Genomic DNA, 21,219 nt, shown 5'->3' with positions numbered 1-21,219 from the left:
GCTCTTTAAGGTAACGCTTAATGAATTGGCGTCACAGATAGACAATGCAAAAAGCCCGCGCGGTTCGCGGGCAGGATTTGTGTTGTTGATGAGTAATCCCGCAGAAAAGCCTGAAGTTGTACAGCTTCCAGCAGGACCTCAGGTGACGGTGCCGGTGAACAACCGGCGCGTCGCAGCACAGCGGGTGCGCGAGGCGCGGGATCGGTTAACGTCAACCAGTGGAACCCGCCCGGCTTTCGACGCCGAACTGCTCCGGCAATATGCCCAGACCCGGATGTCGGCATCCTACGTCGTGATGCTGCTCGTGGTGGCAACCGGCGTCCTGTTTAGCCTCTGGATGAAGCCGATCGTGGCCGGCGCCTGGACGGTCGGCATCCTCGGCGTCCATCTCGCGATCATCCGCAGCTGCGCCCGCTTCCTCGCCGAGCCGACCTCGGTGGCGGTGACCCGCAAATGGCGGACCCGCTTCGTGCTGCTCGACCTGCTGTACGGCCTGTGCTGGACCGCGATCCTGATCCACCCCGCCGGGCGCGATCTCTCCTCCAACACGCTGATGATGTTCCTGATGCTGCTGGTGATCGCGGTCTCCAGCATGCTGGCGGCGAGCCTGCCGATCGCAGCACTCGCGGCGACCGTTCCGGTGACGGTCGGGATTGCGCTCGATCTCGTGCTCAACGGCGCGTTCGACAATTACGTGCTGGCGCTGCTTGCGCTTGCCGCCGAGGGCTATTTCGCGCTGCTGGCGCATCGGCTGCATTCGACCACGCTGGCGACGCTGGAGGCCCGCGCCGAAAAGGACGCGCTGATCGGCGAACTGGAGCAGGCCAAGGCGATCTCCGACGAGGCGCGGCACCGCGCCGAATCCGCCAACGTCGCCAAGTCGCGCTTCCTGGCCCAGATGAGCCACGAACTGCGCACGCCGCTCAACGCCATCCTCGGCTTCTCCGAGGTGATGAAGAGCGAGATCTTTGGTGCGCACGCGGTGCCGGTCTACAAGGAATATTCCGCCGACATCCATAATTCCGGCGTGCATCTGCTCAATCTCATCAACGAGATCCTCGATCTGTCGCGCATCGAAGCCGGCCGTTACGAGCTGAACGAGGAAGCCGTGGCGCTGGTGCATGTCGTCGCCGACTGCCACCATCTGCTGAAGCTGCGCGCCTCCAGCCGCGGCATCACCATCCACGAAGTGTTCGAGCATGGCATGCCCCGGATCTGGGGCGACGAGCGCGCCATCCGCCAGGTCGTGCTCAACCTGCTCTCCAACTCGATCAAGTTCACCCCGCAGGGCGGCGAGATCTGGCTGAAGGTCGGCTGGACCGCGTCGGGCGGGCAATATCTGAGCGTCAAGGACACCGGAAGCGGCATCGCCGAGGACGAGATCCCGGTCGTGCTGGCCTCGTTCGGCCAGGGCTCCAACTCGATCAAGTCGGCGGAACAGGGTGCGGGCCTTGGACTGCCGATCGCCAAGAGCCTGATCGACATGCATGGCGGCACCTTCACGCTGAAATCGAAGCTGCGCATCGGCACCGAGGTGATCGTGACCTTGCCGCCGGAGCGGGTGATGAGCGCGCTGGCGCCGATGACGGAAGAAGCGCCGCCGATGCAGCCGGAGCCCGCCGAGCCCGCGATGGGCGCCGACCGGAAACGTGTGCGCCGCAAGTCCATCATGAGTGCCGGCACCGGATTGTAGAGCATGTCGCGGGTGACGCGGTTTTCGCTGCCAATGAATCCGAGGCGTTCGCGCCAACACCATGCTCGCGACAAAAAGCCGGGGCGTGATGGCGCATCCCGATTCGACCGACTTGCACCGGCGGCTGAAACGGTTCAACAGTTGAACAATGAGCTCAGAAACGCCGTGTATCGCAGTCTGCATGATCGACCCCAGGACGAAGCTCTGCTTCGGGTGTGGTCGCACGCTCCCGGAGATCGCACGCTGGCACAAGATGGACCGCGCGGAGCGCCTGTCTGTCATGACGACATTGCCGGCGCGGATGGCCGAGGCCGGGCTCGAGCGCATGGAGCCGCGTCCGAAGCGCGCGTGATCACCGGAGCGACCGGAGCCGCACCGTGACCCGCATCCTCCTTGTCATCGTACTGCTGATGGCAACCGCGGGCGCCGTTGTCACGTACGGCGATCCCGACCAGATCGCGCGCGCCAGACAGAATCTGACCCAGATCTTCGGCCACAGCATCGCCGCGCCGGCCGCCGCCCCTGCCCCCGCGGTGCAGATCGCGCGCAGCCAGGGCGGCGAGTTCGCGTTCCGCGCCAAGATCAACGGCGTCAGCGCGCCGATGGTGATCGACACCGGCGCGACCTCGGTCGTGCTGACCTGGGAAACCGCCAAGGCGATCGGGCTGCCGACCGACATGCTCGAATACAATGTCGACCTGGAGACCGCCGGCGGTCACACCAAGGCGGCGCGGCTGACGCTCGACCGTCTCGCGGTCGGCAAGCTGGTCGAGAAATCGGTGCCGGCGCTCGTGGTGCAACGCGGGCAGATGAAGACCAACCTGCTCGGCATGAGCTTCCTCGACCGGCTCGAAAGCTGGGGGGTCCGTTCCGATACGCTGAGCCTCACCGGATACCCCGACGTCACCGGCAGCATCAACACCTCGGCCCGTCACCGGCGCCCGCGCGCGGGTGTCGACTAGAGCGGGACGAAGTGAGGTTGAATCGGTTTGGCCTCGGGGTCGGCTCACCTCTCCCCTGCGGGGAGAGGTCGATTTGCGCAGCAAATCGGGTGAGGGGCCGCAGCTCCAACGAGAGACCGTAACCCCTCACCCGGCGCTGCGCGCCGACCTCTCCCAAGGGAGAGGTGACCTTCGACGCTGCCCTAATTCAACTTGATCTCATCATGCTCTAGCGTGTCTTGTCTTGACGCGCTTTCTTCACGAGAACCGGATCCACTTCGCTCGAAAACGTCTTGCCGCTAGCGGTCGTCGTCATGGATCGACGACGGATGCCGGCATAGCGGCGTGACCTTCATCTCCATGAACGGAAACAGCGGCAGGCCAGACAGGATGTCGTGCAATTCCTGCGCCCCGGATACGTCGAAGATGCTGACATTGGCGTAGCGTCCGGCCACCCGCCACAGATGGCGCCAAGCCCCCGTGCGCTGCAGTTCCATGGCACGGGCACGCTCGGCCTGCTTCAGCGCATCGACCTTTTCGGCCGGGAGATCGTGCGGAATTCGCACGTCCATTTCGACGTGAAACAGCATGATGATCAACTCTCCTTGCAGGCGATGAGGCGGTAACGCGAACGGATCGGAGCCGCCGCGAGATCGCGGCGACTCCATCTCTCTCTATCAGATCGACAATCCTGTCGTCAGCCTTGCACCAGACCGCGGCTGACGAGGTTGATGTCATCGGGATTGATCAGATCCTTCGCCGTCCAACCGGAGACGTCGTAGTCGCTCATGCAATTGCGCACGAAATCCTGCATGGCGCCGAGGTCGCCGGTGGCGCTCGCGGCCATCAGCGTCTCGACGCGAAGGTTCTCGTAATTGCCGGCGTAGTTGCGCTCGTAGAGCTCGTGCCGACCGCCGAACTCGGAGCCGATCGCGTCCCAGAGCAATTTGAGCAGCTTGATCCGGTCGATCGCAGCGTAACCGTTGGAGCCGCGCACGAAGCGGTCGAGATAAGGCCGGATCGCCTCGCTCTCGAGGTCGGCCGAGCTCGACGGCAAATAGATCAGGCCGCTCGCGACGTGGCGCTCGATCAGCTCCTTGATCCGCGGATAGGCCATCGGGGCGAACACGCGATAGGCCAGCCCGTAATTCAGGTTGGGCAGATTGTAGCCCTCGGTCCCCTGCCAGGCGATCGGCGATTTCACCATCGCATCGGAAATGCCGTGGAACAGATTGCGCCAAGCGATCACCTCGCCCACCGCCGTCTGCACGCCGCGGAAATCCTTCGATCCGGTCGCCTCCACCGCCATCGAGAACAGGCCGGCGATGAAGTCGAGCTTGACGGCCAGCCGCGTCACGCCATGCAGCGTGAACCGCGGGATGAAGCCCGACGCCGGGAAGAACTGGTTGATCTTGTCGACGTCGCCATAGATGAAGACGTTCTCCCAGGGCACCAGCACCTTGTCGAAAACAAGGATCGAGTCGTTCTCGTCGAAGCGGCTCGACAGCGGATAGTCGAACGGCGAGCCGGTCGCGGCCGCCGTGAACTCGTAGGACGAGCGAGCGATCAGCTTGACGCCCTTGGCGTCCATCGGCGCCGTGAAGATCAGCGCGAACGACTTGTCCTTGATCGGGATGCCGTAGTGGGCGATGAAATTATAGTGCGTCAGCGCCGAGCCGGTCGCAACCACCTTCGCACCCGAGACGATCAGGCCGGCGTCGGTCTCCTTCTCGACATGCATGAAGACGTCGCGCACGTCCTCGATCGCCCGGTCGCGATCGATCGGCGGGTTGACGATGGCGTGATTCCAGAAGTCGAGCCGCTCCTGGGTCCGGGCATACCATTTCTTCGCGTTGCCGGCATATTCGCCATAGAAGCCCGAATTCGCGCCCAAGGTCCCGAGGAACGCCGCCTTGTAGTCCGGCGAGCGGCCCATCCAGCCATACGCAACCTTCTGCAATTCGGCGATCGCATCGCGGCCCTTGATCAAATCGTCCGCCGTTCGCGAGCCCAGGAAGAACGGATGGGTCAGTTGGCCGGAGCCGGTGTCGGTCAGGACGCCGATCTGATCCTTCTTCTCGTGAAAGCGGTCGTACCAGCGCGCCACCATCCGCGCCGAGTTGCGGAAGGCGGGATGCTGGGTGACGTTCTTGACGCGCTCGCCGTAGATGTAGATCTCCCGGCCATCCTGGATGCTGTCCAGGAATTCCGCGCCGGTATAGACGCTGGTGGTTGACGCAGGCGCATCGGCCCGCAAGGCAGCTGCTGTAGTCATGGGTTTCTCCTCCGCTTGTGTCGTGGGACCGGCGGGCGTTGCCACACCGGCCCGGACCATCCCGTCACGCTCTTGGTCGGCGTGACATCGGCGGAAAAGCTACGCGCTCACCCTGAGCGGGCGAAAGGTATCACACCATACCGCGCGAACCGCCGCGGCTCGGGCTATGACTCTGGTGGCACGGACCGGACGGCGCACGATCGTCCGGCCGACGCAATGCCGCAGCTGACGCAAGAATCGCGCAGCACGGCAAGGGAGCGAAAACCGGAGCGAGCCATGGGCAAGGATCTGGGCAAAGGTCTGGGCAAGGATTTTGACGGCGCCGCTGTCGCTTTTCATCGCGATGGCGAATTGGCCCTCGACGCCTGCGTCGTGACCATCGGCGCGTTCGACGGCGTCCACCGCGGCCATCAGGAACTGCTCCGGCAGACCATTGCGGCAGCGCAGCACCGCGGCGTTCCGTCCGTCGTCTACACCTTCGATCCGCCGCCAAAGGTGTATTTCGGCCAGGCCGAGGCGCTGATCTCGCTGCGCGAAAAGCTCGAGCGCATCGCAACATTCGCGCCTGACCATGTCGTCGTCGCCGATTTCAACCAGATCTACGTCCGGCGCAGCGCGGCCGATTTCCTCGCCGAGTTGCAGCTTCTGCAACCGCGTGAAGTGATCGTCGGCGAGGATTTCCGCTTCGGGTCCTGCAAGGGTGGCACCGCGCAGCTGCTGCGACAACATTTCGACACGCGCATCCTACCGCCGGTGCGCTGCGGCAATGGCGAGATCGTCTCCAGCAGCCGGATCCGCACGCTTCGGCGATCCGGCCTTGCAGCGGCCGCGTCGGCGCTGGAAAACTGGCGAGACATCGTGACCGCGCCACCTGCCAATCGATCCGGCCTGGCCCAACTCGAGGTCGTCAGCCCATGACCGCCATCGATCCGCGCGAGCTGCGCAATGCCTGTGGCCAGTTCGGCACCGGCGTCACCATCATCACCACGCATTGCGAGGGACGCGACCACGGCATGACGGCCAATGCCTTCATGTCGGTCTCGCTCGATCCGCCGCTGGTCGCGATCTCGATCGCGAAAAGCGCGAAGATGCTCTGCAACATCCAGAACACCGGCCGCTTCGCAGTCAGCATTCTGGCTGAGGGAATGGAGGATCTTGCTTGGCATTTCGCGGGCAAGCCCAGGCTCGATCTCTGCGACGTCTTCGAGCGCCGCAACGAGCTGCCCGTCATTGCCAACGCAGCAGCGTACTTCGTGACCGATCTTGCCGATGAGATCGTCGCAGGCGACCACACCATCTTCCTCGGCCATGTCCGTGAGATGTCGCTGGAGCCCGGCAAGAAGCCGCTGCTGTTCTGCCGCGGCCGCTTCGGCGGCCTGGCCGACCCGCACCCCGCGCCCGCGATGCTGGAGAATGCTGCCTACGAATTTGTCTGGTGAGACCGCCAGAAGATATTCCCGAAAACGGGGATGCAAGTTTGATCCAAACTGCAAGAAAAGGAGGAAACGACCATGCTGAACGTCAACAAGGACACCATCACCGACCACGTGATCGCCGCGCTCTCGAACGACATTCCGGATCGCAACCGTCAGATCATGACGAGCCTGATCCGCCACATGCACGCCTTCTGCAAGGAGGTCGACCTGACCTTTGCCGAGTGGTTCGCCGCCTGCGAATTCCTGCGGCGCGCCGGCGACATCTCGGACGAGAAGCGCAACGAGTTCATCCTGATCGCCGACATTCTCGGCGTCGAGGTGCTGGTCGACATGCTCGACCACCGGGTCACCGACGGCGAGAGCGAGTCCACCGTGCTCGGGCCGTTCTACCGGGAGAACCCGCCGGTGCTGCCGAAGGGCGCCTCCATCATCAAGAAGACGTTCGACAATGCGCAGACCGTCAAGGTCAGCGGGCGCATCAGCGACACCGCGGGCCGGCCGATCGAGGGCGTTACCATCGACGTCTGGGAAGATGCTCCGAACGGTCTGTACGATCTGCAGGATCCGGAACAGCCGGCCTATAATTTGCGCGGACGGTTCACGACCGATGCCAACGGCGAATACGCCTTCGTTGCGCTCCGTCCCGAGCCCTACCCGATCCCCTATGACGGCGCCGGCGGCGAACTGTTGAAATACATGGGCCACCATCCCTGGCGTCCGGGCCACATCCACTTCATGCTCTCGAAGGACGGCTATCAATCGCTGATCTCGCAGATCTACGATTCCGAGACCAAGTATCTCGACAACGACTCGGTGTTCGCCGTGAAGCAGAGCCTGATCGGCAAGTTCGCCAAGGCACCGGCCGGCGCCGACACCGATCTCGTTCTCGATTTCGACTTCAAACTCAAGAAGGCGGCGGTCGAGCGCCTCGTCGCGGCCGAGTGATACGCACCACGCCCTGCCGGGCCCGGAAAGCCCGGCAGGGTTCACCTTGAACTGACCTGCGAGGACCTATGAGTCGTGCCGTGATCGAAATCGCCGAGCCCGTGGAGCAAGTGCGGAGCCTCGCGAGGGACACTGCGATCCGCAGCATCCGCGCCACCATCGTGGAAGCGCCGACCCGCCGGCGGCACAAGCTTTCGAACACGGAGGTCACGCATCAGGGCTACGTTCTGGTGCGTGTGCTGCTCGACAACGGTGTGACGGGTATCGGCGAAGCCTCGACGCTCGGCGGGCCGCGCTGGGCCGAGGAGAGCGTGGAATCGATCAAGGCCGCGGTCACGAACTATCTGGCGCCGGCGCTGCTCGGGCAGCCAGCCCTCGCCTTCGAAGCCAATGCACTGCGCATGAGCAAGGCCGCGACCCGCAATTTCGCAGCAAAGGGCGCGATCGAGTCCGCCCTGCTCGACGCCGCCGGCAAGACGCTCGGCCTCCCCGCCAGCGCGCTGCTCGGGGGTGCGGTTCGCCAGCGCATGGAAGTGATCTGGGCGCTGGCCTCCGGCGACAGCGGTCAGGAGCTGGAGGAAGCAAAGGAGAAGCTGCGGCGCCGCGAACACCGCCAGTTCAAGATCAAGTTCGGCTTCAACCGCCCACCGGCCGATCTGAAGCGGTTGCAGACGCTGCGCGCCGGCCTCGGCGACGAGGTGCGCCTGATCGTCGACGTCAACCAGGGCTGGACCGAAGCCGAATGCATCCGCTTCATGCCCGTGCTGGAGGAACTGGACGTCGCTCTGGTCGAGCAGCCGGTGTCGGCGCTGCAGCTGGAAACCATGGCGCGTGTAGCGGCGCGCACCTCCATCCCGTTGCTTGTCGACGAAGCGGCCTTCACCAAGGAGGAGATCGCCCGCGTCGCCACGATGGGCTGCGGCAGCGTCTATTCGCTGAAGCTCGTGAAGAGCGGCGGCCTGTTTGAAATGAAGCGTGCCGCCGCGGTCGCCGGCGCGCACGGCCTCGAGCTCTATGGCGGCTGTCTGCTGGAGAGCAGCATCGGCGCGGCCGCGCATCTCGCCGCATTCGCCACCCTGCCCAGGCTCGAATGGGGCACCGAGCACTTCGGTCCGCGGATCCTGGTGGAGGACCTCGTGGTCAACCCGATCAGATTCGACGAGTTCGAGATCTGCCTCCCCGATGGCCCGGGCCTCGGCGTCGAGGTCGACGAGGACAAGATCCGTGCCTTCGCCCGGAAGGATTAGCGAGATGGCGTCGGCCAGGCGGATAATTGACAATCCGCGGATGCCCGCTCAGTCTTCCCGCCGGAACCACTGTTTCGATCATGCGCCGATGACCACGCGATATCAAACCCGGCAGGCCTTTCGCGCAGCTTCCGCGGAAGCGCGCGGACCAACGTCCGGCTGACCGTGACCGATCGCGACGACGTCATGGATCTGAGGCGGCTGGTCTACTTCGTGGCCGTCGCCGAGGAATTGCATTTCGGCCGTGCCGCATCGCGGCTCGCGATCGCCCAGCCGCCGCTCAGCCGGCAGATTGCGCAGCTGGAGAGCGACCTCGGCGTCGTGCTCATCGACCGGAGCCGGAGCCAGATCCGGCTGACCCAGGCCGGCAGCGTTCTGCTGGAACGTGCGCGCGATGTGCTGGAGCGGCTCGATCGGACGCACCGCGAGATCAAGCGGATCGGCGAAGGCTTTTCGGGACACCTGCGTGTCGCCTTCGTCGGATCGGCGACCTATGGCGTGCTGCCCAACGTGATCAAGGCGTTTCGCTCGGCCTATCCCGACGTCGAGCTCGCGCTGTCGGCGATGAACAACGCCGAGCAGAAGCGCGCGGTGATCCAGCGCGAGATCGATATCGCGGTCGCCCGCCCCTCGCTCGACGACGAGGAATTGAAGTCGGAGCCACTGCTGCAGGAGCCGTTGATCCTCGCGCTATCAGACACCTCGCCGCTGCTCGAACAGCAGGTCACGCGGCTGGCTGCGCTGAAGGCCGAGACATTCGTGCTCTACCCGCGCAAGCCGCGCCCGAGCTTCGCCGACCACATCCTCAACATTTGCCTCGAAGAGGGCTTCATTCCGAAATCGCAGGTGCTGGCGCAGGACTATCAGACCGCGATCAGCCTGGTGTCGGTTGGCGTCGGCATTGCGCTGGTGCCGCAATCTGTCTCGCAAGCGGAACGCCCCGGCGTCGCCTATCGCGCCTATGATGGACATAATCCCGGCACCGCGCTGTCGCTGAACTACCGGCGCGACAACCGGATGCCGCACCTCTTCAACTTCCTGAAAATCGCACAAGACGTCGTGCGGCGTCAGCGCAAGCAGTAATCTGCCGTCAGGCCGCGACCGCCGCAGGCGTGCGGTCGTCAACGCGTGCGATCGCATCGCGCAGCACGTCAATCCCGGCGCCCAGCCGAACGCCGTTCTCCGCGAGATGCCTGCGGAAGGCGCGCGCGCCGGGCACGCCGTGGAAAGCGCCGACGAAGTGGCGCGTGATCGAATGCAGCCGCGTGCCCTCGACCAGTTGCCGCTCGATATAGGGCAGCATCGCCGCGAAGACGTCCTTCATCGTGGCGTGCGGTGGCGTTTCACCGAACAGCTCGGAATCGACTGTCAGCAGCCGCCACGGCTCCTGATAGGCCGCCCGCCCCAGCATCACGCCATCGACATGAGCCAGATGCTGCTTCGCTTCGGCCATACTCGTGATGCCGCCGTTGATGATGATGGGCACCTCCGGCAGCGCCGCCTTGAGGCGATAGACGCGATCGTAGTCGAGCGGCGGAATGTCGCGGTTCTCCTTCGGCGACAATCCGTTGAGCCAGGCCTTGCGCGCGTGCACGACGAGCGCGTCTGCGCCCGCGGCAATCACGCCGCGCGCCAGTGTATCGAGCGCGACTTCCGGATCCTGGTCGTCGATGCCGATCCGGCACTTCACCGTGACGGGAATCTTCACCGCGCGCTTCATCGCCGCAACGCCCTCGGCGACCAGCGCGGGCTCCGCCATCAGGCAGGCGCCGAAACGGCCGTCCTTCACCCGATCGGACGGACAGCCGACATTGAGATTGATCTCGTCATAGCCGAAATCCTCGCCAATCTGCGCGGCGGCCGCCAGATCGCGCGGATCGGAACCGCCGAGCTGCAGCGCCACCGGATGCTCGCTGGCATCGAAGCCGAGCAGCCGCACCCGGTCGCCGTGGATGATGGCGCCGGTCGTCAGCATCTCCGTATAAAGCCGCGCCCGCCGCGACATCAGACGATGGAAGACCCGGCAATGCCGGTCGGTCCAGTCCATCATCGGGGCCACGGAAAAGCGATAGTGTTGCGATTTCAACGAGTTACCTTGGAATTCAGGGGTACCCATAAACATGTGCGCTTCAAACTAGGCCGAATTTGCGCACGCTTGTACCCGTTTTGACCTGCCAGTGCACGCGCAGCGCACACATGGCGGCGCGTCGCCCGGAGGATGTCCAATGATGCTGTCCCGGAAGCAGATTGCGCTCTGCCCTCGACCTGCTCGGCGCGGTCGAGATCGAGGCCGCGCCGAACAGCTCCGGGCTGCGCGCGCAGATGCGCCGACACCTGTTTCGACCGCGGCGCATTCGTCCGCGTGCTCGGCGACACGGACCCCAACTGTCTCAGGAGGCTCTTGTCAAGTCCGCCTCTCCCAGGATGAAGCGGGCCGCCCGCTCGCCGATCATCATGGTCGGTGCGTTGGTATTTCCGGAGACGAGCCGCGGCATGATTGAGGCGTCGGCGATCCGAAGACCTTCGACCCCGCGCACCAGAAGCTGTTCCGAGACAACCGCCATCGGGTCACCGGAGGCGCCCATCTTCGCCGTTCCGGAGGGATGAAACACGGTCTTCGAGATCGTGCGCGCATAGTCGGCGAGCGCATCGACGTCGTGCTCCACGCCGGGCTTTGGCAGAGCGCGCCGCTTGATCAGACGCGCCAGCGATGGCGCCTCGGAAATGCGAATGGCAAGCTGGACGCCTCGCACGAGAGTATCGACGTCTGCTCGCTCTGCCAGCGAATTGGCGACGAACAGCGCCGGGTCGGCCGGATTCGGCGATCTCAAGCGAACAGTTCCGCGGGACTGCGGGCGCAGGACACAGGGGCCGATCGAGATGCCATGTCCGGGCTCGGACGGCCGATCCGCAAAGCCGTTGAACGTCGGCAAGACGTGAAACTGGATATCCGGTTCGCCGGTTCCGGCAGTATCGGCAAAGCCGCCGGACTCGACCACCGTCGATGTCAGCAGCCCGGTCTTGGTCAAAAGGTACTGCATCATGTGCGATGCGGCCCGAACGCCCTTGTCTTCGCCGAAGATCGAGATCGGATCCCTGGTCTCGCACTGAACGGTCGCCTCGAGATGATCCTGGTAATTCTCGCCGACCCCGGGCAGGTCGGAAACGATCTCGATTCCATGTTCGCGCAGATGCGCAGCGGGTCCGATCCCCGACAGCTGCAAGATTTTCGGTGTCGCCAGCGCGCCGGCGGTCAGGATCACTTCGCGCCGGGCCTTGACGGTCGAACCGTCCTCGAGCAGCACACCGCTCGCCCGCTTGCCTTCGAACACCACCTTGTGGACACGCGTTGCGGTCCTGATGGTCAGGTTGGCGCGGCGCTCTGCTTCGCGCAGGAAGGCTTCGGCGGCGCTGCGGCGGCGGCCGCGGCTTGTGGTCGTCTGGTAGAAGCCGACGCCCTCCTGGCGCGCGCCGTTGAAATCCTCGTTGTAGGGGATGCCGACCTCCTGAGCGGCGCGGATGAACGCCCAGGACAATGGATGACCGTAGGCACGATCGGAGACATTGAGCTTGCCGCTCGTGCCATGATATTCGCCGGACAGCCGCTGGTTGGCTTCAAGATCGCGAAAAACCGGAAGCACCTCATCGTAGCTCCAGCCGCGGCATCCCATCTGCGACCATGTATCGTAATCCCGCCGCGATCCCCGGATGTAGACCATCGCGTTGACCGAACTGCCGCCACCGAGGACGTGCCCCTGGGGTACGATCGACGGGCGCCCGTTCAGGCCCCTCTCGGGCTCGGACGCATAGACCCAAGCGTCGCGCCCCTTCTCGAGCACCTTGAAGAAGGTCGCGGGGATATGGATGAACCGGTCGGTGTCGCGCTGTCCGCTCTCGACCAGCAAGACATGATTGCGCGGATCTTCAGACAGGCGGGCCGCCAGCACGCAGCCTGCGGAGCCGCCGCCGGCGACGATATAGTCATACTCCTGCATGTCACTCCCTACGACGCGGCCGATTCCGACCTGTTCCCCCGGCTAAACAAACACGGTCTGGACCGTGGTGAACTCCTTCAGCCCATCGACCCCGAATTCCACGCCGAAGCCTGACTGCTTGACGCCGCCGAACGGCGCGTTCGGCTGAATGGCGCCGTGCTTGTTGATCCAGACCGATCCGGATTCGATGCGTTGCGCGACCGCCTTCGCACGCGCGAGGTCGGTCCCCCAGACCGAGCCGCCGAGCCCCATCGCGCTTGCATTGGCCTTGGCAATCGCATCCTCGACGTCGGAATAACGGATGATCGGCAGAGCCGGCCCGAACTGCTCCTCGTCCACCAGCCTGCAGCCGTGATCGACGTCGGCAACCAGCGTCACCGGATAGAAGTAACCAGGGCCGCCGGACGGATCGCCGCCGACCAGCACGCGACCGCCCTTCTTCCGCGCCTCTTCGACGAAGGCCGAGACGATCTCGAACTGCTGGCGGTTCTGCACCGGGCCAAGTGTGGAAGTCTCGGAGAGACCGTCGCCGATCACGATCTGCTTCGCATAGGCCGCGAGCTCGCGGCAAAGCTCGTCATGGAGACTGTCGTGGACATAAAGCCGCTTCAGCGCCGCGCAGGTTTGCCCGCCATTGATGAATGCGCCCCAGAATAGACCCTCGACGATCTTCTTCGGGTCGGCATCCGGCAGCACGATTCCGGCGTCGTTGCCGCCGAGCTCGAGCGTCAGGCGCTTCAAGCTGCCCGCCGCATTCTGCATGATCTTGCGGCCGGTCGCGGTCGATCCCGTGAACGTCACCTTGCCGATTCCGGGATGTGCCGACATCAGGCTGCCGATCTCGTTGTCGCCGGTGACGACATTCACCACGCCCGGCGGCAGTTTCTCATTGATCAGCTCGACCAGACGGATCGTGCTCAGCGGCGTCAATGGCGACGGCTTGATGATCACGGTGTTGCCGGCGCGGATCGCCGGGATGATATGCCAGCACGCGATCATGACCGGCCAATTCCACGGCGTGATCGAACCGACGACACCGATCGGCTTGCGGTGCAGCTCGACCCGTCCTTCGGCACCGTCCTGCAGGACTTCCACCGGCAGCGACAGACCGCTGGTATGGCGTGTCCAGGCCACGGCGCCTCCGATCTCGAAGCGCGAACCTAACCCGTTCAGCGGCTTGCCCTGTTCGAGCGTCAGGAGCCGCGCGAGCTCCTCGGCATGCTGCTCGATCGTATCGGCGATCGTGCGACAGGCGTCGGCACGCTCGGCATCGGGCCGGTCCTTCCAGATTTCAAACGCCTTGGAGGCGGCCGCAACCGCGGCGTCGAGATCGGACGCAGCCGCGAGCGGCATTCCGCCGACGACGGCGCCGGTCGACGGGTTGAGGACGTCCTGGAAACGATCAGTTTCGATCCGGCGCCCGTCGATAAGCAAGCTCCAGCGCTGCATGCATTCTTCTCCTCGCAACAACGATTGGCTTCAGCAAAAGCCATCGCACGGCCGATGTCTTGGAAAGGAGCGCGGTTTAGCTTGGACGGGAGCGCGGCAGGCTATCGGCGCGTGACGTCGGTCGGTGAGCAGTCGAAGGCCCGCTTGAAGCAGCGGTTGAAATAGGAAATGTCGTTGAAGCCGGACGAATAGGCGATCTCGGCGATGGTGCCGCCGTCAGAGCCGCGCTGCCGTTCCAGCAGGCGATCCTTGGCCAGCCGCAGCCTGCGATCGCGGATGAAGCTGGTGACCGTGGTTCCGACCGCGCTGAAATCCTCCTGCAACGTGCGCATCGAGACGCCGAGACGATTGGCGAGCCATTGCGCGGTCAGCCACTCCGCCGTGAGATGCCGGTCCACCAGCGCCCGCGCGAATTCCAGCCGGCCGGACGCCCGCTCCTTCGGACAGAGCGGGGTGTCCGGCGAATCCGCGGCGAACGCCTGCCGGGTCGCCTGCAGCAGCAATTGCCGCAATTCGCCGGACCGCTTGTGGCTCGACGGCAGCTGCAACATCTTGGCAACCAATGCCCGTAGCATTGTCGACATCGGGTCCTCGGCGCCGAGCCGCCGTGACACCTCGAAATCGTTCGGCTTCTCCGACAGCAGCAATTGCCGCGGCAGATGCACCGACAGATGATTGCTGAACTGGCCGTTGAAGAAGAAATTCGACGGCAGCGAGGAATCCACCAGGATGCAGTCGCCGGGCGAGATGATGCTCTGATGCCCTTGCTGCTCGACCCCGCACACCCCCTGCAACTGAACGAGCAAGAAGAAGTGCTCGCCATAGTCCTGGCGAATGTCGCGCTCGGCGCGGCGAACCACGTCGACGTCGGTTGCGACCTGGACGATCTCCATCCCTGCGGCGTCGCGCAGCACAACGCCGCCATTGACGAAGCCGCGCTCCTCCTGGCCGAACGGATTGAACCGTCCGCACACGGACCGGAGCTTGTCCCTCCATTCCTCCAAAGGCGGCTGTCCCCAGACTTCGGGAGTCCAGCTGCTAAACTCCTGGAGCTGCATGCGCTCCTCCCTGGGAAACGCCGTCGGGCGGCGCTTTTGATAACATGTTAAGCACCTCCTTTGCCGTGTCAACGGCTTTCCGGCATGGAGAGCGGGCATCGCGCCGCGACCAGCGGTCGCCCAGCGACGGCTTGCTCATGCGAGATAGGCGCTGTGCAGGATGGCAGGATTGTCGATCAATTGCCGCGGCTCGCCGGAGAAGCAGATCTTGCCGCGTTCCATGACATAGACCGCATGGGCGATCTTGAGGGCGATGTGCGTGAACTGCTCGATCAGCAGCACGCCGACGCCTTGCGCGGCCAGGTCCTGCAACACCGGCACCAGTCGAGCAACGACAACGGGGGCGAGACCAAACGACAACTCGTCGGCGAGCAGATAGCGTGGCTTGGCAATGATCGCCTGCGCGAGCGCCACCATCTGCTGCTGTCCCCCGGACAGATTGCCTGACCTGGCCTGAAGGCGTTCACGCAATTCCGGAAAGGTGCCGAGTGCAACCTCGATCGCCGATCTCATTTCGGCGCGCGACAGATGGCTGCCGGCGACCTTGAGATTGTCCTCGACGCTCAGCTCGTTCAGGACCTGGTGTCCTTCAGGGACCGCGGCCAGCCCGCTCGCGCGAATGGCCTCCGGCCGCAGGCCCCTGATCGAGCGGCCATTGAGGGTGATCTCGCCCGAGGTCGCAGGCAGGACGCCCGCGATCGCCAGAACGAGACTGCTCTTGCCGGCGCCATTCGCGCCCAGCAGCGCAGTGATCCGGCCAGGCGCGAGCGCGAGATCAATGCCGTGCAGGACCGCTTTGCCGTTGCGGGCGAGATCGAGGCCCTGCACTGTAAGGCCAGCGCTCACGTCGCATCCTCCAGCACACCGAGATAGGCCGCACGAACCGTCGGCTCGGCCAGCACGCTTGCCGTCGCCCCGTAGGCTATTGCGGAGCCGAAATCGAGCACCAGCGTTGCCGTGCAGGTCGCCGAAATCAGGTCGACATCGTGGTCGACCAAAAGCACCTGCGCCCCGCAATGGCCGTGAAGCTGCCGGATGACGTCGCGCAGATGCTCGCTCTCATGCTGGGCGAGGCCCGCGCCCGGCTCGTCCATCATGATCAGCCGCGGGCGGCCGACCATGGCGCGGGCGATCTCCAGCATCCGCCGTTGATAGGCGTTGAGGTCGCGGCCGAGCACGTTGCCCTTGGCGGCAAGGCCGACGAACTCCAGCGCTTGCGCAATCAGCGCAGCGCGCGGCTGCCCATCGGTCGGCACATTGTCGAGAATGGCATTGATGTTATCGGCCGCGGTGAGGTTCTCGACCACCTGCTCATTCTGAAACGTGCGGCGAATTCCGAATGCGGCCCGCTTGTGAATCGCAATGTCCCTCAGGTCCTGGCCGTCGATGCTGACCCGTCCCGTGGTGGGGCGCACAAATCCGGACAGGACATTGATCAGCGTCGTCTTGCCGGCGCCGTTCGGCCCGACCAGGCCGCTGACCGGCTCGGGCAGACGTGCGGTCAGCTCGCTCAGGCCACGCACGCCGCCGAACTGCACCGTCAGATCGTCGATCTCGATCATGGACCGGCCTTTCGTTCGCCACGCAAGGCCCGGCGCAGGCGCCCGGCCAGGTCAGACAGTTGGCCGGCGATGCCGTGCGGCGCAGTGATCAGGGCGTGCAGCAGTCCAATGCCGAACACCATGGTCGCGATATTGCCGTCGACGCGGAAATCGTTGAGCAGCGCCGGAAAGGCGCGCAACATCAGCCCGGCGATGATCGGACCGAACCAGGAATAGGCGCCGCCGACGATCGTCAGTGCGAACAGCATGATCGATTGGCTCGCCGGAAACGCACTGCCGTCGAGCTGCCCGACGCCGCCGGCAAGCACCGCTCCCGCGACGCCGGCGAGGAAACCGGCCAGCGCAAAGGCCCACACCTTGTAGGCCACGATGTCGACGCCTCCGGCGAGTGCGCAGACCTCGCTGCGGCGGATCATGGCCCAGGCGCGGCCCGGCCGCCCGCGAATATGCGCCAGCACCAGCAGATAGCACAGCATGGTGACGACGATCGCGTAGCGCAGATAGGCTTCATCGCTTTGCGCGACGAACGGGCGCACCATCATCAGCCGCGCGCCGGTGCTCTTGCCGAGGATACCGGGTCCGCCGTCCGGGAAACCGAATGCGCTGATCAGCACCTGGATCGCGCCTGCCATCATCAAGGTGATGATCGCGAGATAAAGCCCGCGCATGCGGAGCGCCGGAAGCCCGACGATCAGCCCGACCAGCGCCGCCGAGACGCCCGCGGAGAGCAGCGCGATCTCGAACGGCACGCCGAGGCCGTGGGAGACACGCAGCGCGAACCAGCCGCCGACGCCTAGCAGGCCGAACTGCGCCAGCGACACCATGCCGACCTGCGCGAACAGCACGCTGACGCTGAGGCTCGCGATCGTCAGCGCCGCGACGGAGATAAACGTGCGCAGCCAATAATTGCTCAGCGCGTCCGGCAGGACATACAGGGCGATCAGCGCGGCCACGCCGAGGGCGATCCCGCGGAGCGGAACTCTGGCGGCACGAATGGGCGGGGCTCCCTCCAGGCTTTGATCGGTCACGTCAGCTCACCTGTACACGAAGACGACCTTGCGCTGCATCCACAGCAGCACGCCGACCGCAAACAGAAACGGCACCGCGGTCCGGAACGGGCCGACAATCGGCACCGGCGTCAGCAGCGCTTCGCAGACGCCGATTGCGAGGCCACCCGCAACGGTCGCCGGCAGCGATGCGAAACGCCCGACCACTGCCGCGGCGATCGCCGGAATGACGGCGAATGTCAGTGCCTGGCCGCTCAGCCGCTGCAGATCGGCGAGCAGCACGCCGCTGACACCGGCCAGCGCGCCGGAGATCACCCAGGCCCAGCCATCGACGCGGAACACGCGAACGCCGAGCATCGCGCTGAGCTCGCGGCTGCTGGCCAGCGCCCGCATCTGAAGGCCGACGCGGCTGTAGGAGAGAAATGCCATCACCGCACAGGTGACCAGCAAGCCGAGCGCGAATGCGACCGCGCGCGTCATCGTGACGCGAACGCCCATCAGGTCGAAGCTCATCGTGTCGGTCGGCAGCCGAAGCCTGCGCGGCGCCTCGCCCCAGACATATCCCATGAATCCCATGAGGATCAGTGCGAAGCTGAGCGTCGCAACGGCGCGCATGATCGGATCCGAATAGGAGAGCCGGGGTGCGATCACGCGGCCATAGAGGAATGACACCGCGACCGCGGCGGCGATCCCGCCAATCCACGACCATTCGGCCGGACCGCCGCGCTCGACGATCGACCAGGAGATAAAGGCTGCCAGGGCGCCGACCGCGCCCTGGGCAAAGTTGACCACGCCGGATGCCCGGTAGAGCACCACGATGCCGACACCGGAGAGTACGTAGGTGGCGGCCGTCGCGAGGCCCGCAACGAGAAAGGGCGTGAAATCGGGCATTGTCTATTTCGCGATGCCGATCGTCTTCTCGAAGGCGTGCACGTCGTCGAGCTCGGGATCTTCCGATTCGATGCAGACCGGCTTCGGCACCAGCTTGCCGTCCTTGACCTGCGACACCGGTCCTGCGTGGTTGGCGTTGTGACGCGGTCCCGAGCCGATGTACCAGGGCGAGCAGAACATGTCGCTCTCGAACCGGTTGACGTTGCGCAGCGCAGCCGTGACCGAGGCACGGTCGATCTTGGCCGGATCCATCTTCAGCAGGGTTTCCGCCGTGACGCGTGCGGCGAGGTAGCCGGCCTGCGAGAAGGTATCCCGGGGATCGGAGGCCTGGCCATACTTGTCCAGCACCGCGAGCCAATTCTGCGTATCCGGCGTTCCGGCAGTGGCGGCATTCAGCTCCATGTCGACCGTGACCTTGCCGTCCCAGTACTTGCCGATCGCGTGCGGGAAGTCCGGATTGTAGAGCGAGGCCGGACCTGCGAAATGCACCTTGTCGGCCAGCCCCTGCTCTTCCGCCGCAGCGAAGATCGGAACCGCCAGCCCCTTGGGCGTGCCGACGCTGATCACGTCAGGCTTGAACGCCATCGCTTCGAGCACGATCGAGGTCGCATCGAGCGAGCCCGGATCGAACGCGATGATCTTGCCGTCGCCACCCTGCTTCTTGATCCAGGCGACCGCGCCGGTGCAGGACCACTCACCGACATTGGGAATGTTCGGCGCGATGCACACCACGCGCTTGATCTTGCCGGGATAGGTCCGCGCCACATCCATCACGGCCTTGGTGTTGCTGACGCGCGGGCCGGCATTGGTCGGCGCATAGTTTTTCTGGAAGAAGCAATCGCGTGGCACGCCGACGCCAGCGATCACCATGATGTCTTCCTTCTCGTAGATCCCCTGATTGGCGCCGCAATCGACGAAGCTCATGTTGCCGACCAGCGCGACCGCCTTCTGGTCACGGATCAGCTTCGCCGCGACCTGCGACGACTGCTCCGGATTCCAGGCGTCGTCCTCGAGCAGATATTTGACCGGGCGGCCGTTCACACCGCCATTGGCATTCAGGCACTTGAAATAGGCCGCCGCGGCGAGCCCCGACGAGCTGAAATTGTCCGGCCCGGTGATGCTGACGATGCCGCCGACGACGATCGGCTCGCCGGTCGCCGCCTTGCCGGTGTTGGCACCGCACTTTGGATCAGCCGCGTAGGCAGCGCTGCCGATGCAGACCGCGAGCATTGCGATGACGGCAGCCAGAATCGTCTGTCTCGATTTCATGCGTTCCCCTCCATACCCCAGATGTCGCGTGGGTTTCGTTGTTCCGCCGCGCGTCCCCTTGCGCGCCGTGCAATGCAATAGCGGCGCGTTGTTCGGCCGAATTGATCTCGATACTAGGCAGGCACGATCCGGCGCGTCTTGGACTCGAACGCAGTCGGCCTAGGACACAAACGAGCAATGTGTGTGCCCGAAGCCCGCGTGCGCCGAGTGACCGATGCCTCCCAGCCCCGGCGCACGCGGTCGCCCCGTTACCTCATCGCGTCAGCGACGAGCCTTGTGTCGGTGAACTGCTCGAAGCGCACCACCCGCCCCTCATCCACGTCCCAGACATGCACGACACGAGCGCGCATTGCCTTGCCGGTCGGCTTGTAGTGCCCGGAATAGGTTCCGATCCCGACGATCGTCGTGCCGCCGTCGATCAATCTCTCGAGCGTGAACGTGTAGCCGGTCCACTCCTCACCAATGCGCTTGAACACACCGGCGATGATGGCGTCCTGGCCGACATAGGTTCCCGCATAAGGAAAACCCGCCATCTCGGTCCACCTGGTCTCGGCGGTGATCGGCGCCATCATGGCGGCAAGATCACCGCGATCCGATCCGGCATAATGCGCCTTGATCGCGTCGTAGTTCCGGCTCACGTCGCTGCTCCCATGATTACACCGGCTCCTTGCCGGGGTCGTAGCTGGTTCTGGACTTGATCTTGATGAAGGCGCCGGCCGGCTTGTTCTCGACCCGGCCCTCGCTCGTCACGCCGAGGAATTTTCCGGTCGAGCGCATGGCATCCCAGTTGTAGAAGAAGATCGACGCGACCGGGATGATGAACTCGCGGAATCCGAAGACGTACTGGTTGTGATCGAACTTGTAGGTCGTCGTCAGGTCGACGTCGCCATGGCCGCGCTGGACGCCGACCAGATTCTGCCAGGCATAGCGCTGCGAGCTGAGATAGACGTGCTCGTAAAGGTGCTGCGGACTGTATTCGTAATGGGCCGTCATCCCGACCAGATCCCGCGATGGCGCCGGCTCGAAACCCGCCGGCGGAATCGCGGGATCGCCGACGACACCCGGCGTGTAGACCTGCGCAACCCGCGGTTCTCCCGGAGATTCGCCGACGGCGCGGACGCGCTCGCGGATCGACAACACCCGGCGGGTCCCGGTGTTGACGATGAACGCTTCATCCTCAGTCGCACGCGCGGCAAAGGTGACGTTGATGAAGACCACGTCGGGCGCCACGTTGATGGCCTCGTACCAGTCCGTACCGGTCGCCTCGCCCTCGCGCCATTCGAGCCGATCGACTGAAGCAAAAACCAAGTCGATGGCACGGCCGTCCTTCAACGTGATCGTCAGGCGCTGGCCGGCGAGCGCATCCGTGATCGGCAGCCGGTTGGTTGCGATACCCGCGGCGAAGTCATCAAAATTCTTCCAATCAGCGGGTCTGTCGTTGCCCTGCATCT

Annotated in this window: 21 protein-coding genes; 8 read left to right on the top strand and 13 right to left on the bottom strand. The window is 64.7% G+C overall.

Translation table 11 applies throughout. From position 1 onward, the window contains the following. Nucleotides 1-88: 88 nt before the first annotated feature. From JQ573_RS00635 to JQ573_RS00625, 3 genes are all read left to right on the top strand, one after another. On the top strand, nt 89-1,693 hold the full coding sequence (locus JQ573_RS00635; protein WP_212315230.1) for a HAMP domain-containing sensor histidine kinase: 1,605 nt from the start codon (nt 89-91) through the stop codon (nt 1,691-1,693). A gap of 148 nt (nt 1,694-1,841) precedes the next feature. After that, nucleotides 1,842-2,045, top strand: a complete 204-nt coding sequence (locus JQ573_RS00630; RefSeq protein WP_212315231.1) for a DUF1289 domain-containing protein — start codon at nt 1,842-1,844, stop codon at nt 2,043-2,045. 25 nt (nt 2,046-2,070) lie between these two features. Continuing rightward, nucleotides 2,071-2,655 (top strand): TIGR02281 family clan AA aspartic protease, encoded by a 585-nt coding sequence (locus JQ573_RS00625; protein ID WP_212315233.1) that lies wholly within the window; start codon nt 2,071-2,073, stop codon nt 2,653-2,655. Nucleotides 2,656-2,933: 278 nt separating this feature from the next. On the opposite strand, the gene catC is transcribed toward JQ573_RS00625, so the two are convergent. Then, complete coding sequence (gene catC, locus JQ573_RS00620; protein WP_212315234.1) at nt 2,934-3,224, bottom strand: muconolactone Delta-isomerase; 291 nt, start codon at nt 3,222-3,224, stop codon at nt 2,934-2,936. Nucleotides 3,225-3,331: 107 nt separating this feature from the next. Further along, nucleotides 3,332-4,909 (bottom strand): 4-hydroxyphenylacetate 3-hydroxylase N-terminal domain-containing protein, encoded by a 1,578-nt coding sequence (locus tag JQ573_RS00615; protein ID WP_212315235.1) that lies wholly within the window; start codon nt 4,907-4,909, stop codon nt 3,332-3,334. Between the two features lie 216 nt (nt 4,910-5,125). On the opposite strand from JQ573_RS00615, the gene JQ573_RS00610 reads away from it, so the two are divergent. The 5 genes from JQ573_RS00610 (at nt 5,126) to JQ573_RS00590 (ending at nt 9,620) form a co-directional block, all read left to right on the top strand. Next, a complete protein-coding gene (locus tag JQ573_RS00610) occupies nt 5,126-5,827 on the top strand; it encodes an FAD synthetase (RefSeq protein ID WP_249131173.1) in 702 nt (233 codons plus the stop codon). Further along, nucleotides 5,824-6,348, top strand: coding sequence for a flavin reductase family protein (locus JQ573_RS00605; protein WP_212315237.1), 525 nt, complete (start codon nt 5,824-5,826; stop codon nt 6,346-6,348). Before JQ573_RS00610 ends, JQ573_RS00605 begins: the two co-directional genes overlap by 4 nt. A 72-nt stretch (nt 6,349-6,420) precedes the next feature. Beyond that, entirely contained in the window at nt 6,421-7,290 is an 870-nt protein-coding gene (locus JQ573_RS00600; protein ID WP_176532048.1) for an intradiol ring-cleavage dioxygenase, read from the top strand. A gap of 68 nt (nt 7,291-7,358) precedes the next feature. Beyond that, nucleotides 7,359-8,537, top strand: a complete 1,179-nt coding sequence (locus JQ573_RS00595) for a muconate/chloromuconate family cycloisomerase (protein ID WP_212315239.1) — start codon at nt 7,359-7,361, stop codon at nt 8,535-8,537. A gap of 165 nt (nt 8,538-8,702) precedes the next feature. Then, nucleotides 8,703-9,620 (top strand): LysR family transcriptional regulator, encoded by a 918-nt coding sequence (locus JQ573_RS00590; protein WP_312011324.1) that lies wholly within the window; start codon nt 8,703-8,705, stop codon nt 9,618-9,620. 7 nt (nt 9,621-9,627) lie between these two features. Here the strand turns inward: JQ573_RS00590 and dusA are convergent, their stop codons facing one another. From dusA to JQ573_RS00535, 11 genes are all read right to left on the bottom strand, one after another. Then, nucleotides 9,628-10,653, bottom strand: coding sequence for a tRNA dihydrouridine(20/20a) synthase DusA (gene dusA / locus JQ573_RS00585; RefSeq protein WP_212315500.1), 1,026 nt, complete (start codon nt 10,651-10,653; stop codon nt 9,628-9,630). A 274-nt stretch (nt 10,654-10,927) separates the two neighbouring features. After that, nucleotides 10,928-12,532, bottom strand: a complete 1,605-nt coding sequence (locus tag JQ573_RS00580) for a GMC family oxidoreductase (protein ID WP_212315241.1) — start codon at nt 12,530-12,532, stop codon at nt 10,928-10,930. A 42-nt stretch (nt 12,533-12,574) separates the two neighbouring features. Then, the gene (locus tag JQ573_RS00575; protein ID WP_212315244.1) at nt 12,575-13,981 is read right to left on the bottom strand and encodes an aldehyde dehydrogenase family protein; all 1,407 of its coding nucleotides are present in this window, start codon (nt 13,979-13,981) and stop codon (nt 12,575-12,577) included. Nucleotides 13,982-14,082: 101 nt separating this feature from the next. Beyond that, nucleotides 14,083-15,039, bottom strand: coding sequence for a helix-turn-helix domain-containing protein (locus JQ573_RS00570; RefSeq protein ID WP_097672572.1), 957 nt, complete (start codon nt 15,037-15,039; stop codon nt 14,083-14,085). 135 nt (nt 15,040-15,174) lie between these two features. Next, nucleotides 15,175-15,885 carry an ABC transporter ATP-binding protein gene (locus tag JQ573_RS00565; protein WP_212315246.1) on the bottom strand — a complete coding sequence of 237 codons (711 nt, stop codon included), beginning with the start codon at nt 15,883-15,885 and terminating at the stop codon, nt 15,175-15,177. Then, complete coding sequence (locus JQ573_RS00560) at nt 15,882-16,601, bottom strand: ABC transporter ATP-binding protein (RefSeq protein WP_212315249.1); 720 nt, start codon at nt 16,599-16,601, stop codon at nt 15,882-15,884. Before JQ573_RS00560 ends, JQ573_RS00565 begins: the two co-directional genes overlap by 4 nt. Beyond that, nucleotides 16,598-17,629, bottom strand: a complete 1,032-nt coding sequence (locus JQ573_RS00555) for a branched-chain amino acid ABC transporter permease (protein WP_212315251.1) — start codon at nt 17,627-17,629, stop codon at nt 16,598-16,600. Before JQ573_RS00555 ends, JQ573_RS00560 begins: the two co-directional genes overlap by 4 nt. Nucleotides 17,630-17,635: 6 nt before the next feature. Then, nucleotides 17,636-18,499, bottom strand: a complete 864-nt coding sequence (locus JQ573_RS00550) for a branched-chain amino acid ABC transporter permease (RefSeq protein WP_212315252.1) — start codon at nt 18,497-18,499, stop codon at nt 17,636-17,638. Between the two features lie 3 nt (nt 18,500-18,502). Continuing rightward, complete coding sequence (locus JQ573_RS00545; protein ID WP_212315255.1) at nt 18,503-19,768, bottom strand: ABC transporter substrate-binding protein; 1,266 nt, start codon at nt 19,766-19,768, stop codon at nt 18,503-18,505. A gap of 248 nt (nt 19,769-20,016) precedes the next feature. After that, nucleotides 20,017-20,406: a nuclear transport factor 2 family protein gene (locus tag JQ573_RS00540; RefSeq protein WP_212315257.1), complete on the bottom strand. Its 390-nt coding sequence runs from the start codon at nt 20,404-20,406 to the stop codon at nt 20,017-20,019. Nucleotides 20,407-20,422: 16 nt separating this feature from the next. After that, the gene (locus tag JQ573_RS00535) at nt 20,423-21,217 is read right to left on the bottom strand and encodes a MoaF C-terminal domain-containing protein (RefSeq protein ID WP_212315260.1); all 795 of its coding nucleotides are present in this window, start codon (nt 21,215-21,217) and stop codon (nt 20,423-20,425) included. Nucleotides 21,218-21,219 lie beyond the last annotated feature (2 nt).

Source organism: Bradyrhizobium sp. AUGA SZCCT0105 (assembly GCF_018129565.1).
GTDB lineage: Bacteria > Pseudomonadota > Alphaproteobacteria > Rhizobiales > Xanthobacteraceae > Bradyrhizobium.
The sequence above is the reverse complement of the archived record's forward strand: the minus strand, read 5'-3'. Positions and strand labels throughout refer to the sequence as shown.